The 16130-nt window shown below is 41.7% G+C and carries 16 protein-coding genes and 1 pseudogene; 14 read left to right on the top strand and 3 right to left on the bottom strand.

Annotation, left to right across the window (positions count from 1 at the left end):
• The 10 genes and pseudogenes from Hs30E_RS02345 to Hs30E_RS02395 all read left to right on the top strand — a co-directional run.
• A pseudogene (locus Hs30E_RS02345) lies at nucleotides 1–402 on the top strand (hypothetical protein); the annotation flags it as partial.
• Between the two features lie 119 nt (nucleotides 403–521).
• Complete coding sequence (locus Hs30E_RS02355) at nucleotides 522–968, top strand: InlB B-repeat-containing protein (protein WP_228461974.1); 447 nt, start codon at nucleotides 522–524, stop codon at nucleotides 966–968.
• Nucleotides 969–1173: 205 nt separating this feature from the next.
• A complete protein-coding gene (locus tag Hs30E_RS02360; RefSeq protein WP_172207672.1) occupies nucleotides 1174–2442 on the top strand; it encodes a capsular polysaccharide synthesis protein in 1269 nt (422 codons plus the stop codon).
• A gap of 230 nt (nucleotides 2443–2672) precedes the next feature.
• The gene (gene hisS / locus Hs30E_RS02365) at nucleotides 2673–3956 is read left to right on the top strand and encodes a histidine--tRNA ligase (protein WP_172207673.1); all 1284 of its coding nucleotides are present in this window, start codon (nucleotides 2673–2675) and stop codon (nucleotides 3954–3956) included.
• Complete coding sequence (locus Hs30E_RS02370; protein ID WP_172207674.1) at nucleotides 3953–4192, top strand: hypothetical protein; 240 nt, start codon at nucleotides 3953–3955, stop codon at nucleotides 4190–4192. The genes hisS and Hs30E_RS02370 overlap by 4 nt, the downstream gene beginning before the upstream one ends.
• Entirely contained in the window at nucleotides 4192–4431 is a 240-nt protein-coding gene (locus tag Hs30E_RS02375; protein ID WP_172207675.1) for a hypothetical protein, read from the top strand. The genes Hs30E_RS02370 and Hs30E_RS02375 overlap by 1 nt, the downstream gene beginning before the upstream one ends.
• Before the next feature lie 10 nt (nucleotides 4432–4441).
• Nucleotides 4442–5218 (top strand): hypothetical protein, encoded by a 777-nt coding sequence (locus tag Hs30E_RS02380; RefSeq protein WP_172207676.1) that lies wholly within the window; start codon nucleotides 4442–4444, stop codon nucleotides 5216–5218.
• A 13-nt stretch (nucleotides 5219–5231) separates the two neighbouring features.
• Nucleotides 5232–6998 (top strand): aspartate--tRNA ligase, encoded by a 1767-nt coding sequence (aspS, locus tag Hs30E_RS02385; RefSeq protein ID WP_172207678.1) that lies wholly within the window; start codon nucleotides 5232–5234, stop codon nucleotides 6996–6998.
• Nucleotides 6991–7866: a YitT family protein gene (locus tag Hs30E_RS02390; RefSeq protein ID WP_172207679.1), complete on the top strand. Its 876-nt coding sequence runs from the start codon at nucleotides 6991–6993 to the stop codon at nucleotides 7864–7866. Before aspS ends, Hs30E_RS02390 begins: the two co-directional genes overlap by 8 nt.
• A gap of 46 nt (nucleotides 7867–7912) precedes the next feature.
• Nucleotides 7913–8089: a transposase gene (locus Hs30E_RS02395; RefSeq protein WP_172207722.1), complete on the top strand. Its 177-nt coding sequence runs from the start codon at nucleotides 7913–7915 to the stop codon at nucleotides 8087–8089.
• A gap of 436 nt (nucleotides 8090–8525) precedes the next feature.
• On the opposite strand, the gene dusB is transcribed toward Hs30E_RS02395, so the two are convergent.
• A complete protein-coding gene (dusB, locus tag Hs30E_RS02400; protein WP_172207680.1) occupies nucleotides 8526–9515 on the bottom strand; it encodes a tRNA dihydrouridine synthase DusB in 990 nt (329 codons plus the stop codon).
• Entirely contained in the window at nucleotides 9508–10377 is an 870-nt protein-coding gene (gene hslO, locus Hs30E_RS02405; RefSeq protein WP_172207681.1) for an Hsp33 family molecular chaperone HslO, read from the bottom strand. The genes dusB and hslO overlap by 8 nt, the downstream gene beginning before the upstream one ends.
• A gap of 152 nt (nucleotides 10378–10529) precedes the next feature.
• Here hslO and Hs30E_RS02410 point away from each other — a divergent pair, with 152 nt between their 5' ends.
• Entirely contained in the window at nucleotides 10530–11420 is an 891-nt protein-coding gene (locus Hs30E_RS02410) for an ROK family protein (RefSeq protein WP_172207682.1), read from the top strand.
• Between the two features lie 39 nt (nucleotides 11421–11459).
• Here Hs30E_RS02410 and Hs30E_RS02415 read toward each other — a convergent pair whose 3' ends face one another.
• A complete protein-coding gene (locus Hs30E_RS02415; RefSeq protein ID WP_172207683.1) occupies nucleotides 11460–12893 on the bottom strand; it encodes a UDP-N-acetylmuramoyl-L-alanyl-D-glutamate--L-lysine ligase in 1434 nt (477 codons plus the stop codon).
• A gap of 280 nt (nucleotides 12894–13173) precedes the next feature.
• On the opposite strand from Hs30E_RS02415, the gene mutM reads away from it, so the two are divergent.
• The 3 genes from mutM (at nucleotide 13174) to spx (ending at nucleotide 16089) form a co-directional block, all read left to right on the top strand.
• Nucleotides 13174–14007, top strand: coding sequence for a DNA-formamidopyrimidine glycosylase (gene mutM, locus Hs30E_RS02420; RefSeq protein WP_172207684.1), 834 nt, complete (start codon nucleotides 13174–13176; stop codon nucleotides 14005–14007).
• A 147-nt stretch (nucleotides 14008–14154) separates the two neighbouring features.
• Nucleotides 14155–15354 carry a recombinase RecA gene (gene recA / locus Hs30E_RS02425; RefSeq protein WP_172207685.1) on the top strand — a complete coding sequence of 400 codons (1200 nt, stop codon included), beginning with the start codon at nucleotides 14155–14157 and terminating at the stop codon, nucleotides 15352–15354.
• 336 nt (nucleotides 15355–15690) lie between these two features.
• Nucleotides 15691–16089 carry a transcriptional regulator Spx gene (gene spx, locus Hs30E_RS02430; protein ID WP_172207686.1) on the top strand — a complete coding sequence of 133 codons (399 nt, stop codon included), beginning with the start codon at nucleotides 15691–15693 and terminating at the stop codon, nucleotides 16087–16089.
• The last annotated feature ends 41 nt before the right edge of the window (nucleotides 16090–16130 follow it).

A 16130-nucleotide genomic window follows, 5' to 3' on the forward strand; every position in this document is an offset into this window, starting at 1 on the left:
CAAGAAACTATATCAGCTAATGAAACATTACGTTTGTCAGGTTATAAAGGCATTTATCTCTATACCAGTACAGGAACAATTAATAGTTTGTCAACAGATAAAGTAGCTTATACGATGGATTCTGAAGGTGGTACTTCAGGCGGTAGTGTTGTCAACAGTAACAATAAGCTAGTTGCGATTCATGCAGGTTGGATTCCAGGAGTTTCAGTTACCAATGTTGCGGCTCGTTTGACAGGTAGTAATTTGGCGCAGTTGAAATCTTGGATGGCAAAAGAATTTCTCACGGTCAATTTTGATTTAAATGGTGGTAAGGGGACAACGCCTAAAAGTATAAAGACTTACAAAGGTAATAAGGTACAAATTGCAGCGGAAGTGCCAACTCGTGTAGGCATAAATTTCTAGGATGGAATAGTACACCAACGCTAGGTTATGCAACAAAATATAACTTTGGAGATGGCTACTGGGTAAATAATAATGCTACCTTATATGCGGTATGGGATAAAGAAATTTATACCTTAAAAATTGATTTGAATGGTGGTACAGGAACACCGCGTGAGTATCAAGTTGCTTATGGAGGAGTTAGAACTCATCTTAGTGCAGAAGCTACAAGAGAAGGATATACTTATATTGGTTTAGGACTAGATCCTAATTCTCAAGAGGTTGTTTGTCCGCCTTCAAATAATTATTTTGTATATGATAATACAACGCTTTATGCAATTTGGAAACCATTACCTATTTATGCAGTTACGCTTGATTTAAATGGTGGCAATGGTGCGATACCTAAAAGTATAAAGACTTACAAAGGTAATAAAGTACAAATTGCAACGGAAATACCAAGGCGTATAGGTTATAAGTTTTTAGGGTGGAATAGTACGCCAACGCTAGGTTATGCGACAAAATATAATTTTGGAGATGATTATTGGGTCAATAATGATGCCGTTTTATATGCAGTATGGCAAAAAGAATAAGTCATACTTCATTGTTTATCAAAAAACAGTGCGGGTGGTTAGATGTTCGGACTGTTATTGTTTTATAACTACCGTATTTGAATTGCAAACGGTAAAGTTAAAAAATAATAACTTAAACTAGAGAGAGTTTAGCATATTTTTGTTATAATATTAGACAGATAGTTTGTAAGTAGCCTCTAACGATTTATAGAATAAAGGAATTAAGATGACAATAAGTATTAGCGAAACATTACTAAGTGATTTTAAAGAGGATGATCCGCTCTCTAAAATGGCTTATCACATTGTTCATGGTGGGCTAGTTGATAATTTTCCTGCATTTGAGAAAATGTTAATTGAAGCGAGAGTTATTGATGATATTCAACTTAAAGTTGATCGTGATTTTTTGGTATCGGAAGTTATTAGAAAAGTTAATAGATTTCAAAAACGTTATCTCAATCAATTTTTAACAGCGATTCTTGCGACTAATTATTTATCGAAGATGATTGATTATCCAAAAGCACTGCGAATTGAAGAATTGATGTTTGAACGACACATTGGTACACAAAAGGCGAATTATCTTGTGCATAATCTCCTTGATCGAACGCTAGATATGCAGATTTTATTTGGGCGAACAAGATTGCCTTTGACTGCTGATGTTTTTCCGCATTTATTGGTGTGGTTTTTTCAAAATAAAAATGAGATTGACAAACGAGCGATGGAAATTTCAAGGGAAAATCAAGCGTTCGATGCCTCATTTGCCGTTTTTAGTTTTTGGAATAAAGGGTTAGAAAACGCGCCTGAAATCGTTCAAAAGTTGGCAAAGATAAATGCTGATAAGCTAAATCGGCATGCGATTTCTTATCATTTTTTAGATGAGTCAACAGTTACTGATTTTTTGGATATACCAGATGCGGTTAGATATTATCAAACAGCTGAAACTGTTAGTCCAACTTACTTTTCGGAGTGGCTGCGTGTGGCATTGCTTGCGCGATACTCGGGAACTTGGCTTGATTCAACGATTCTTGCGACAGACCGTGGTGTTGCGCTAATCAACTCTTATCGCCAACAAGAAAACCCTTACTTTTCAGGCACAGATTCGGGAAATATCTTTGCTTATGCGTTTGCGACGAATCAAAATAATCGCTTAGTGGTCATGTTACAGGCAACGCTTGAGCGCTATATGGTAACACATAAGCAGTATGATAATTACTATACATTTGATATGCTATTTATTATTATTGAGGCATTTGATGCCAATTGCCGTCAAATGATTGAAAATAGTCCAAAAGATGAGCAGTTTAATTATCATTTGATGGATCGAATGATTGAGTCATGGCAGCCAGATGGTTTGACTGAAATAGATGAGATGTGGCAAAATAGTGCTTTTGTCAAGTTGACTTACAAATACAAAGAAATTGTCAATGGCAGTATCACTGAAATCGTTTTGAAAAAATTGGCAGATGCGCTCTCTAAGCTAGAAGATTATCTATCGTAAATCTTGCAAAATGGGCTAGACTAAGATATAATTAGAATGACAGAGAGTGGATGATTGCTGAAAATCCGCAAAGTTAAGCGAGAGAGTGATGAGTTTAATAGTTAGCAACTTTACAGCTAAAAAGCTAGGCAAATACACCTAGAAACCAAGGTGGTACCACGATATAATCGTCCTTGAGCGTATTTTTCTGCGCTCGTGGGCGTTTTTTGATTAAGAGAGGAAAGTAACCAATGAAATTACAAAGACCAAAAGGTACAAATGATATTCTCCCTGGTGAGAGTGAAAAATGGCAATTTGTTGAGGAAACGATGCGCCAAGTTTTTGCTAATTATCATTTTAGTGAGATTCGCACGCCGATTTTTGAGCATTATGAGGTTATTTCGCGTTCGGTTGGCGATACGACAGACATTGTTACCAAGGAAATGTATGATTTCTATGACAAAGGCGACCGCCATATTACTTTGCGACCTGAGGGAACTGCGCCAGTTGTGCGGTCTTATGTTGAAAATAAAAAGTTTGCGCCAGAAGTCCAAAAACCTTTTAAAGTTTATTATACAGGACCGATGTTTCGTTATGAACGCCCGCAAGCTGGGCGTTTGCGGGAATTTCATCAGATTGGTGTTGAGAATTTCGGCTCGAAAAATCCTGCGACGGATGTGGAGACGATTGCGATGGCGAAAGCCTTTTTCGACAAACTTGGTGTAAAAAATATTAAGTTAGTTATCAATTCACTCGGCGATGCTGAGACACGTGAGCGTTATCGGACGGCGCTGATTGCCTATCTTGAACAACATTTGTCTAACTTGTCTGACGATTCTAAACGTCGTTTGCATGAAAATCCCTTGCGTGTCTTAGATTCCAAGGATAAAAATGACATCTCAATCGTCAAAAACGCGCCGTCAATCCTAGATTTCTTGACTGACGACAGTCAGCAGCACTTGTCGGCTGTCAAGACCATGCTCAAGAGCCTCAACATCGACTATGCCGTTGATCAAAACATGGTGCGTGGGCTAGATTACTACAACGACACGATTTTTGAGTTCATGACCGAGATTAAGGGCAAGGAGCTGACGATTTGCGGCGGTGGGCGCTATGACACGCTCGTCAGCTATTTCGGCGGTCCCGAAACGGCTGGTTTCGGCTTTGGGCTCGGCATGGAGCGCCTTTTGCTCGTCTTAGAGGCGCAAGGCGTGGCACTCCCGCTTACTCGGGCGCTTGACGTTTATGTTGTTGTTTTGGGCGCTGGCGCAAATGTTGCAGGCTTGAAGTTAGTGCAGTCGCTGCGCGAACAAGGCTACGCCGTAGAACGCGACTATCTAGGACGCAAGATTAAGCAGCAATTCAAATCAGCGGAAGAATTTGGGGCAAAAACACTCATCACACTCGGCGAATCAGAGGTCGAAACAGACAAGATTATCGTCAAAAATAATGCGACACGAGCCGAAATCAAAACAACTTTGCGTGAAATTGAAGACAATTTTGCTCCCGTTTTTGCAGAATTGACAGCTAAATGATGAAAAAAGATAAGATTAAACTGTTTGCGATTTTATCTGGTTTGATAACGTTTGTCACATTTTATCAGATTGTCACGAAAAATCAGACTTCTAATTCAACGCTCATGCTGATTTATTGCATTGTCGCACTAATTTTCAATCGAGACAAAGCCTTTGCCAAGAATAAAGTCGCCTTGGGCATTTTCATCGTGACTTTACTTGTCTTATTTCTGAGAATTTTGCTTGCGAGGTCATGATGACAGAAAAGAAAATACAGATTTTCAGTCGCATTTTAGCAAGTTTGATGATTGTGATTAGCCTGTCAATGATTGCACATGGCAATTATAAAGGAATGAATCTTTTGTGGTTTGTCGCCCTCTATGCCGTTGCTTTTAGGAAAATCAATGCCTTTTTGGCAAGGAGTAGACTGACTCTGTTTTTGGTGCTTGTGGCGGTTGGGTTGCAGGTGTTGATGATGGTTTTGGGGAAATTATAGAGGAGAAAATATGGCATTTTGGCATAAAAAGAAAAAAGAAGAGCCTATAAGAATTGGGGAAATTGATCCAATAATTGAAGAATTTTTAAATAACTCAAATGTAAAATGGTTTGATGAGCAAAGATTAGCGATAGCTCTCTCTAACTGGGAGTTTTATAGTCAAGCTGATACGATAACGACTTTCACGCCAGATGAAGATGATACAATGCTTGCCATGCAAGTTTTTACTACTGAAAAAGGGCTGACTGATTTTTTGGCTTGGCAAGGTAAAAAAAGTAATGGAAATGTTGCACTTGACTTGGAAAAATGCTTTAATATCGCAACGCATCATCACTTGTCACCTCTTATTATCGCAACTGAAAAAGGGGCGCAACTTGATATAGACGAAGAAAAGTACCACGATTTTATATTATCTCGTGTTGATTACAGAAAGATTGATCTTTACAATGTTAATTTATTGGAAAAAATAGATTTGACGGAAATTTTACCTACAAATTTATTAAAAAAACTCTCTTATTTTATTCCTGTTGTCAAAATAAATGAGGAAAAATCATTCTTTAAAAATGCTGGTCTAACACCATTATTCACAAGTTTAGAAAATTTGGAAAAGTGGTCGCAAACAGCTGAAGCATCAGTTTGGTGTGATAATATTGACCTCGTTTATGCCTTGCCTACTAACAATCTTTCTGAAATTAATGAGACATTTGGTGCAGATAAAACGGAACACTTTATAATTGACCCTTTGACACGTAAACAAGAATTACCCGATAAATTTATCAAGAAATAAATAAAGGAGAAAAATGAAACGAACATTATACGCGGGCGCAGTCCGCTCAGAAAACATTGGACAAACAGTGACTTTAAAAGGTTGGGTGGCGCGTCGTCGTGACCTTGGTGGCTTGATTTTCATTGACTTGCGTGACCGTGAGGGAATCATGCAGTTGGTGGTCAATCCTGAGATTGTCAGTGCTGAAGTGCTTGCAACAGCGGAAAGTCTGCGCTCGGAATTTGTTATTGACGTGATGGGAACTGTCGTTGCGCGGGGGCAAGCCAATGATAAGTTGGCAACGGGGCAAGTTGAGCTTGAGGTATCAAGTTTGACAGTCCTAAATACTGCTAAAACAACGCCATTTGAAATCAAAGATGACCTTGAGGCTAGCGACGACACACGTATGCGCTATCGTTATCTCGATCTTCGCCGTCCCGAAATGCTTGCGACTTTCAAACTCCGTCACAATGTGACAAAGGCAATTCGTCATTATCTGGACGATCTTGATTTTATTGATGTGGAGACGCCGATTTTAACCAAATCGACACCTGAGGGCGCGCGTGATTATCTGGTGCCGAGTCGAATTAGCGAGGGGCATTTTTATGCGCTGCCACAAAGTCCGCAGATTACCAAACAGCTTTTGATGACTGCGGGATTTGACCGTTATTATCAGATTGTCAAGTGTTTCCGTGACGAAGATTTGCGCGGTGACCGTCAGCCCGAGTTCACACAGGTTGACCTTGAAACTTCCTTTCTTGATGAAAATGAGATTCAAGATTTGACTGAGGGCTTGATTGCCAAGGTCATGAAAGACACAAAAAACATTGACGTGAGCTTGCCGTTTCCGCGTATGAGCTATGATGAGGCGGTTAATCGTTATGGTTCTGATAAACCCGACACGCGTTTTGATATGCTGCTGACGGATGTGACGGACATCGCTAAAACTGTTGATTTCAAGGTTTTCTCACAGGCGAAAGTGGTTAAAGCAATCGTTGCTAAAAACGCTGCTGATAAGTATTCGCGCAAGGAGATTGATAAGCTGACAGAATTTGCCAAACAGTTTGGCGCTAAAGGTCTTGCATGGGTCAAATTTGATAAGGGAGAATTTGCAGGACCAATTGCTAAATTTTTGCCAGAAATTACAGATGGTTTGTCTAATAAACTTACTTTGACTGATAATGATTTGGTGTTATTTGTTGCTGATGAGTTAGAGATCGCAAATGCAACGTTGGGTGCGTTGCGCAGTCGAATTGCCAAAGAACAGCACCTCATTGACCAAACGCTCTATAACTTTCTTTGGGTTGTCGACTGGCCGATGTTTGAATGGAGCGACGAGGAGAGTCGCTACACGAGTGCTCACCACCCTTTTACTTTGCCGACTGAGGCGAGTGCGCATGAGCTTGAGGGCGATCTTTCCAAGGTGCGTGCGGTTGCTTATGACATCGTGCTTAACGGCTATGAGCTGGGCGGCGGCAGTCTGCGGATTAACCGCAAAGACCTGCAAGAGCGCATGTTCAAGGCGCTCGGCTTTAGTGAAAAGTCAGCGACTGAGCAGTTTGGTTTCTTACTTGAGGCAATGACCTACGGTTTCCCACCGCATGGCGGATTGGCGCTCGGTCTTGACCGTTTTGTCATGCTTTTAGCTGGCAAGGATAATATTCGCGAGGTTATCGCTTTTCCTAAAAATAATAAGGCGACTGACCCCATGACTCAAGCGCCGAGCTTGGTGTCGGATAAGCAACTTGATGAGTTGGCTTTAAGTATTTCTAAAAGTCGGACAAAATTAGAAAATGATTAAAACGCTAAAAAATATCTCACTTGAAAAGCTGACACAAAAACTTTCCGCCTCAATCGTCTATGCGATTTTATCGTCTGTTGCACTGAATTTCTTTTTTCAGCCGGGACACGTCTATTCCAGTGGTATCACGGGTTTGGCGCAAATTTTTACGACCCTTTCGGTCAAGCTCCTTGGCTTTAATCTACCAGTCGCTGTGACCTTGTATCTACTCAATCTCCCCTTGCTCGTCTTAGCTTGGCTCAAAATTGGCAAGCGATTCACGATTTACACCGTGATTACGGTCACGCTAAGCTCGATTTTCATTCGGATTATTCCCGAGTACACGCTTGCGACGGATCCGATTATCAACGCTGTTTTTGGTGGTGCGGTCATGGGTGCGGGTGTCGGCTATGCCCTTCGTAGCGGCATTTCCAGTGGCGGAACCGACATTATCAGCCTCTATATTCGCAAAAAAACAGGTCGTCAAGTCGGTAGCATTAGTATGATTTTCAATGCTGGTATCATGCTGATTGCGGGTATTTTATTTGGGTGGGAGTACATGCTATACTCGCTTTTGACGATTTTTGTGTCCAGTCGCGTGACGGATGCCATTTACACCAAGCAAAGAAAGATGCAAGCAACGATTGTTACCAAGCAACCAGAGACGATAACGCGCGCCCTACATGATGACTTGCACCGTGGCGTGACCGTCGTCAATTCGGCTGAAGGCGCATATAGCCACGATAATATGACAATTTTGATAACCATCATCACCCAAGCCGAATATCAAGATTTTAAGGAAATTATGAAAAAATCAGACCCAACCGCTTTCGTTTCCGTAGCCGAAAATGTGAAGGTTTTGGGGCGGTTTGTTGAGGATGAGAGTTGATGAAGGGGACTGAGACAAAAGTCCTCTAAAAAATAGGCTATGGACGATTACCATCGGAAATCGTTCTGATGTAGAGCCTGCCTTTGCAGGTCTGAAGGCTAATTTGGGCTTCAGACGATTTTCGGTTAGAGGCAAAGACAAGGTGAGACAGGAGATTGGTTTAGCTTTGATGGTGATTAATCTCAGAAAACTGATAGCGAACTGTCGGACATGGCGTAAATAAAAGAGAAAAAGCAAACTGGGCAATCAAAATTGATTAGTTTGCTTTTTTAGTTCAGTGACTGTGGTATTTTGTCCCAGTCTCTTTTTATTTTTCAAAATTCGTCTAGTATAAAACGCCAAAAATGTATAATATAGTGCTGCAAAATTGCACGGTCGTTTCATAAATTTAATTTTTCTGGAATATACATGTAAGTTGTCAATTTAATTTCTAGTTAATCTATTTCAAAAGTTATTGATTATATTTTTTAATATTTTTAAAAAAACAAGTGACTTTTCATGGATTTTCCGTTAAAAAGCAACTCTTCATAAAAAATTCCGAAAATTATGTTTTAGATTAAACTTATGAAACGACCGTGGTTTAAAATATCTCGAAAATGTCTAATAGGGACAAGCGAAAATGTCTAATAGGAAATTATCCAGTATCATTTTCATAAAAATCAAAACGACATCAAATAATCATCGAAAATGCCAACAATCTGCTCAACCGTCTCAGCTTGGTTAATCGCCACCTTAACCTTAGCTGCGCGCGGTGCGCCTTTGAGGTAGTAAGCGGCATGTTGCCGAAACTCGCGCGGGCCAATCTTCTCGCCTTTGAGCGCAGTCAAACGCGCCAAATGCACCTTGGCCGTCTCAATCTTCTCGGCTACACTTGGCTCAGGCACAAGCTCGCCTGTCGCCAAAAACTCCGCTGTTCGCTTGAGCATCCACGGATTACCAAGCGCCGCGCGCCCAATCATGACGGCATCCACGCCCGTTTCATCAATCATCCGTTGCGCGTCCTCGGGCGTTTTGACATCGCCGTTGCCAATAAACGGCACACTGACTTTGCTCGCCACTTTCCTAAGCCAAGTCCAGTCCGCTGTTCCCTCATACATTTGCACACGTGTGCGACCGTGCATGGCAATGGCAGCAGCACCACCTTTTTCGGCAGCTAGCGCATTTTCGACAGCGTACAGATGATGAGAATCCCAGCCTATCCGCATCTTGACTGTCAGTGGTAAGTTGATAGCAGATGAGACGGCAGCAACCACGTCATAAATTTTGTCGGGATCAAGTAATAAACGCGAACCCGACTCATTTTTGGTGACTTTAGGCACAGGACAACCCATGTTAATGTCAATGATGTCCGCAGTTGTATTTGCCTCGACAAATTTTGCAGCCTCGACCAATGTCGCCGCATCGCCACCAAATATCTGAATTGATAGTGGATTTGGTACACCGTCAAAGTCAAGCATTGACAAGGTTTTAGCATTGCGATGCTCAATTCCCTTGTCAGAAATCATCTCGGTTACAACCAAGCCAGCACCAAATTCCTTAGCCAAACTCAAAAAAGCCTTGTTTGAAATGCCAGCCATGGGCGCAAGGACGAGTCGATTGGCAATTGCAACGTCGCCGATTTTCCAAGGCGAATTGTATTTTTTATCCATTTGTTAGCAAGTCTTTCAAATCATTTTCAGAAAAATTGTAAACTGTTTTGCAGAATTGGCAAATTACTTCAGCCCCATGATTTTCAGCGATTAATGTGTCAACTTCACAACGACCAAGGCTAGAGATACCAGTTAAAAACCGTTCCCGAGAGCAATCGCAATGAAAAGCCAGTGGCGATTCTTCTAAAACCTTATACTGATCCTGCCCATAAATCGCATCTAAAATGGCTTTTGAGTGGTCATCTGAGCGCAAAAGTGTCGAAATGGCGGGCATTTTCTGAATCCGTTCCTCAAACGCAGCAATCTCGTCCTCAGGCGCGTCGGGCATGACTTGCACCAAAAAACCACCCGCAACCTTGACGGTTTCATCGTCATTTAGCAAAACGTTGAGTCCCACGGCAGACGGTGTTTGCTCAGAAGTTGTCAGATAATAAGCCAAATCTTCACCAATTTCGCCAGAAATCAGTGGTGTTTGCCCTGTATAAGGCGTTTTCAGCCCCATATCCTTGACGACAGAAAACCAACCATTGCCGAGCAAATCGCCAACTAGCACCTCGCCAGTCGATCCGCGCTTGTAGTCAACGTTTGGCTCTTTGATATAGCCCTTGACATTGCCACGCGTGTCGGCAACAGCAACAATCATCGTAATCGCGCCGTTACTTTGGATGCGCACGGTAATCGTATCCTCGCCTTTTTGGTTAGCCCCCAAAATTTGCGCTGCAATCAGCGTGCGCCCAAGCGCCACAGTTGAAGTCGACCAACTTTGATGACGGCGTTGCGCCTCACCAACTGTCTCCGTCGCCTCAAGTGCATAGGCACGAAAATGTCCGTTGCTTGAAATTGTTTTGATAATTTTGTCCATAGAGTCCATTTTACCATATTTTTTACACATAGAGGAAAATGTAGAATTACGATGAAAAATATAGCAATATCGTATTCAGAATATGATTGCCCCTTATTAAATTTGGAAAAATTTAGTATAATAAATTTATCACATATATTTTAGGAGAAAGCATGACAAAAACATACCTAGGCATCGACGTTGGCGGTTCAGCTATCAAATACGGCATTGTTGACGAAAAAGGAGAGGTGCTGAGTTCAAGTTCCCTACCGACTATTGATGATAAGGCGGATGTTCTGCAAAAGTTTGCTGCTATTATTCGTGAAAGTGGCAATGTCTCGGCTGTTGGTATCTCTTTTCCAGGTGTTATTCAAGGCAAGGGCTATCTGAAAACGGCGGGGGCGATTCATAGCATGTTTGGTGTTGATCTCTATGCCGAGATGTTGAAAATTACGGATAAACCTGTTGCGATTTTGAACGATGCCAATGCTGCGACCCTTGCTGAGGCTATGAGTGGTCATGCACAAGGCATTTCTGACTATATTTTGATTGTTGTTGGTACAGGTATTGGTGGCGGTATTGTTATCAATGGTCAGATTTTTGCGGGGGCAACAGGTATGGCGGGTGAATTTGGTCTTATATCACTTGATATTTATTCCGATAATGCGGCAGAAGACATTAGTTTTTCACGTCATGGTGCAACGATTGGCGGTTTGGCGCGCTATTATCATGAGATTTCAGGCGATGAGACAGTGGATGCCAAAGAAATTTTCCAAAAATATGAGGCAAATGACGACCTTGCAACTCAAGCCGTGAAACATTTCTATCAAAGTTTGGCATTCGGTATTATCAATACAATCGTCACGATTGACCCTGAAAAGGTTCTGTTGGCGGGTGGTGTGACAAATCGACCGACTTTTATCACAGAGTTGACTGCTGAAATTGCGCAAATTAAAAATAGTTTTCCACGCTATGACAGCATTGATTTTCCGAAAATCGAAGTTGCCTATCATAAAAATAACGCTGGTATTGTCGGTGCAGCCTATGCAGCTAGCCAAATATAAGAAAATGCTCGTCAGAAATCACACCTGACGAGCATTTTGTCACAAATATTTTTCAGCAATCTTGCGATCGCCCGCATAAGCTACTTTAGCGCCATTCACAATCTGAAAGGCATCCACACCTTTCCCAGCAATAATCACAGCATCACTAGCGCTCGAGGTCTCGTACAACGCTGTGCGAATTGCTGTCTCGCGGTCAACGATAATGCGCACTTCGCGCGTGATAAAACTGGCAATTTCCTGTGCAATATCAGCGGGATTCTCAAAGTTCGGGTCATCCGCCGTCAAAATCACGTCGATCTCAGGCAGACGCTCAAGCAACTCCCCAACGCCCCGTCTTCTACTCTCGCCCTTGTTGCCAGTCGTCCCGATTACCACGGTAACACGCCCCGTCTGGTGTGGCGTCACAACACTAATCAGCTTTTCCAAACTATCCGCATTATGCGCGTAATCAACGAAAACCTTGGCACCATTGGCCTGCGTCAGCACCTCCATGCGCCCAGGGACAGTTGTTTTGGCGATACCGATTTGGGTGTCTGCGAGCCTTGCTCCCAGACGAATGCTTGCAAGCGCTGCAGCCACGGCATTTTCTTGATTAAAACGACCAATTAACTGAATCTCAAATTTCTGACCAAGTGCTGAAAAGCTGAACGCCTCAGACTTAGAGATAGGAAACTCAGCCCCCTTGCCATAAAAAGCGTGGTCAGTGGTCAACTCTGATTTGACAAACTCAAAATGCGCCATCTCGGCATTTACCACCGCATAACGAGAATTGGCAAGCAACTGGCGCTTGCAGTAGAAATAATCCTCAAAAGTCGCATGCTCAATCGGTCCGATATGGTCGGGCGAGATGTTGAGAAAAACGCCGACATCGAAAGTCAGCCCATAAACGCGCGCCGTTTTGTAAGCTTGCGATGAAACTTCCATAACCAGATGTGTCATACCGTTTTCGACAGCCTCACGCATCATCCGAAACAAATCAAGACTCTCAGGTGTCGTCAGCGCCGATTTGAAAAAAGTCTTGCCGTCAAGTGTCGTGTCCATGGTCGAAAATAGGGCTGTTTTCCCACCGTTATGCGTGTCAAGTATGTTTTTAGCAAAATAAGCTGCCGTCGTTTTACCTTTTGTGCCTGTGAATGCTAATGTTTTCAGCTCATTTTGAGGCTGATTGTAAAAGTGCATGGCGATTAAACTCATAGCATGCTTGATGTTATTGACAATGAGTGCAGGAATCGCCACCTCATAGTCAATTTCGGACACATAAAAAGGAATCGCCAAATCTGTTAAAAAGTCACGTTTAAAGTTTAAACCTTTGGCAAAAAACAGCGTGCTGTCAGTCACGTCACGGCTATCATAGCTGAGTTTATCAAAAGTACAAGCAACATGACAGCTAGAAAAATACTCACCGCCAATGATGAGGTCACGGAAATTTTGGTCATTTTTAAGAATTGATACAACATTTTTCAAAGTTATCATAGGTCTATTATACCATACCAACAAGGTTAAAAAACAGCCCAGACAAAAATCGCTTTTCATCACACATGTCAAATTTTACTCTTTACAGCGAATTTTTTGGTAAAATGGTAAGAGAATGTGAATTTTTTGAAGTGTGTCTTTATAGAGTATTGAGATTTGGAGTTATTTTCAATAGGAGTAGCCACCCCAACGCCTAAGCGGTAAATCGCTAAGGCACATTGTAGATAGCAACTTCCCTAAGTTGACGTCACTTTGTCACTCAATCACTAAGGGAGTAGCCATGCCAGAATTACCAGAAGTTGAAACTGTCAGACGTGGGCTGAATAAGCTCGTTTGTGGCAAGCAAATTAGAGTTGTCAAAATCAATTATGAGCGGATGATTCAGTCAGATTTGGCGGTATTTCAAGCTTATCTGACCAATCAAATGATTTATGAGGTCAACCGTCGTGGCAAATATTTATTGTTCAATCTTGGCGAGAAAACGCTTGTCAGTCATCTGCGTATGGAGGGGAAATATTTGCGTTTTCCGAGTGCTGAAGTCCCTGATAATCCGCATTTTCATGTCTTTTTTGAGTTGAGTAGCAACGAAACGCTCGTGTATCAAGATGTCCGAAAGTTTGGCACTATGGCGCTGGTTGATACGACTGCGCTTGATGATTTTTTTGTTCGTAAAAAAATGGGTCCAGAACCAACTGAGACGGCATTTGATTTGAAAACGTTTAAGTTACGGCTCTCAGAGAGTCAAAAGAAGATTAAACCTTATTTACTTGATCAGTCTTTGGTTGCGGGTTTGGGCAATATCTATGTGGATGAGGTTTTGTGGCTAGCAAAAATTCATCCGTCTGAACTTGCGCGAAATCTGTCGCCTCAAAAAGTGGCAGTGCTCAGAAACGCTGTCATTGCTGTATTAGCAGAAGGTGTCAAACGTGGTGGTGCAACCATTCGCAGCTATAAAAATGCGCTTGGACTTGACGGGACGATGCAAGAGTATCTGAAAGTTTATGGTAAGACTGGGCAGTCGTGTGAGCGGTGTGGGACGGCTATCGAGAAGTATAAATTGTCGGGTCGTGGCACGCATTTTTGTCCAAAGTGTCAAAAATTGAAAAAAATTTGAGCATTTTGCTGAGTTTTTACGTATATTAAAGTAGACGGAAAAATGCTATAATGGGGTGTTAAGAATTTTAAAATATGATATTGAAAGCGAGCGATGTCGTCGCAAACTTTGAAAGTTAGCTTGAAATTCAAATAAAGGAGAAGAACATTGGCTAAGAAAAAGGCGAAGAATTTAGATGATATTACCAAAAAATTTGGTGAAGAACGCGACAAGGCGCTCAATATTGCGCTGAAAGAAATCGAGAAAGATTTTGGTAAAGGGGCGCTTATGCGTCTTGGCGACAAAGCGGCGCAAAAGGTTCAAGTTATGAGTTCGGGCTCGTTGGCGCTTGATATTGCGCTTGGCGCGGGTGGCTATCCTAAGGGGCGGATTGTCGAGATTTACGGACCCGAGTCCTCTGGTAAGACGACGGTTGCGCTCCATGCCGTTGCGCAGTGTCAGAAAGAGGGCGGAATTGCGGCATTTATTGATGCGGAACATGCGCTTGATCCAGCTTATGCGACGGCTTTGGGTGTCAATATTGATGAGTTGCTGCTTTCTCAGCCAGATTCTGGGGAGCAAGGGCTTGAAATCGCTGGTAAATTGATTGACTCTGGCGCGATTGACTTGGTTGTCATCGACTCAGTGGCAGCCTTAGTGCCACGCGCCGAAATTGACGGGGATATTGGTGATTCTCACGTTGGCTTGCAAGCGCGGATGATGTCGCAAGCGATGCGTAAATTGTCAGCCTCTATCAATAAAACGAAAACAATTGCCATTTTCATCAATCAATTGCGTGAAAAAATTGGCATTATGTTTGGGAATCCCGAAACGACACCTGGTGGTCGAGCGTTGAAATTCTATGCCTCTGTTCGGTTGGATGTGCGTGGTAATACGCAAATTAAGGGAACTGGCGATGAAAAAGACACGTCGCTTGGTAAAGAAACGAAGATTAAAGTCGTGAAAAATAAGGTTGCGCCACCGTTTAAGGCTGCAGAAGTTGAAATCATGTACGGCGAGGGCATTTCGCAAACGGGCGAATTGCTTAAAATTGCTAGTGACCTTGAGATTGTCAAAAAAGGTGGTTCTTGGTATTCTTACAATGACGAAAAGATTGGTCAAGGGTCTGAAAAAGCCAAGGCTTATTTGAAAGAACATCCAGAAGTTTTTGCTGAAATTGATCGCAAGGTGCGTGAGCATTATGGGATGATTGACGGGGAAACAACGGCTGACGAGCCGAAAGCTAAGGCTGATGAAAAGGCTAGTAAGGCTAAAAAATCAGCCAAAGCGAAAAAAGAAGAAGAGGCTGAAGTGCCGGAAGTCGAGATTGTTGAGCTTGAACTTGATGCGATCGAGATTGAAGAATAGAGATTGGATAGAAATAAACTCCGTTTTTACAAAAATCGGAGTTTGTTATTTTTGAAAATAAAAATAAGAATTACCAAACGATGTAAAAATTGGTATGTTTTTTGAAAAAACAATACGTTTTTTTAGTAAATGATTTTTAATGCACGTTCTTCTAATTTATCTGTCTTTGTTATAAAATAACCTAATTTGCCACAAATTTTTGATAATTTTGAAAAAAAGTGATAAAAATTACGATTTATTGTAAAATAGGTCTTTTGACTGACGACAAACTATGTTATAATTGATAACATATAAGTAACTCAACATGCGTTATGTGTACCAACACGGGGGAGATATATGATAACAATTTATACAGCGCCGTCTTGCACAAGTTGTAAAAAGGCGAAAAAATGGTTGACGGATCATGAGATTGATTACGATGAACGAAACATTATGTCAAGTCCGCTTTCGACTAACGAAGTGAAACATATTTTAGAAAAATGCGATGATGGGATTGAGTCTTTGATTTCCAGTAGAAATCGTTTTGTTAAATCTTTAGAAGTGGATTTTGAGGAGCTGTCCTTGTCAGAGGCAGTTACAATTATTTCAAAAAATCCGCAAATTTTGCGCCGTCCGATTATTATGGACAATAAACGTTTGCATATCGGCTACAACGAAGAAGAAATTCGTGCCTTTTTGCCACGTAGTGTACGTGTTTTGGAAAATGGTGGCATTCGTTTACGAAATGCGATATAAATTTTTGATTGCAAAAATCAAAACTGAGTCATTCTAGCTTA

It is taken from the genome of Pseudolactococcus hodotermopsidis (assembly GCF_011170085.1).
In the GTDB taxonomy this organism is placed as follows: domain Bacteria; phylum Bacillota; class Bacilli; order Lactobacillales; family Streptococcaceae; genus Pseudolactococcus; species Pseudolactococcus hodotermopsidis.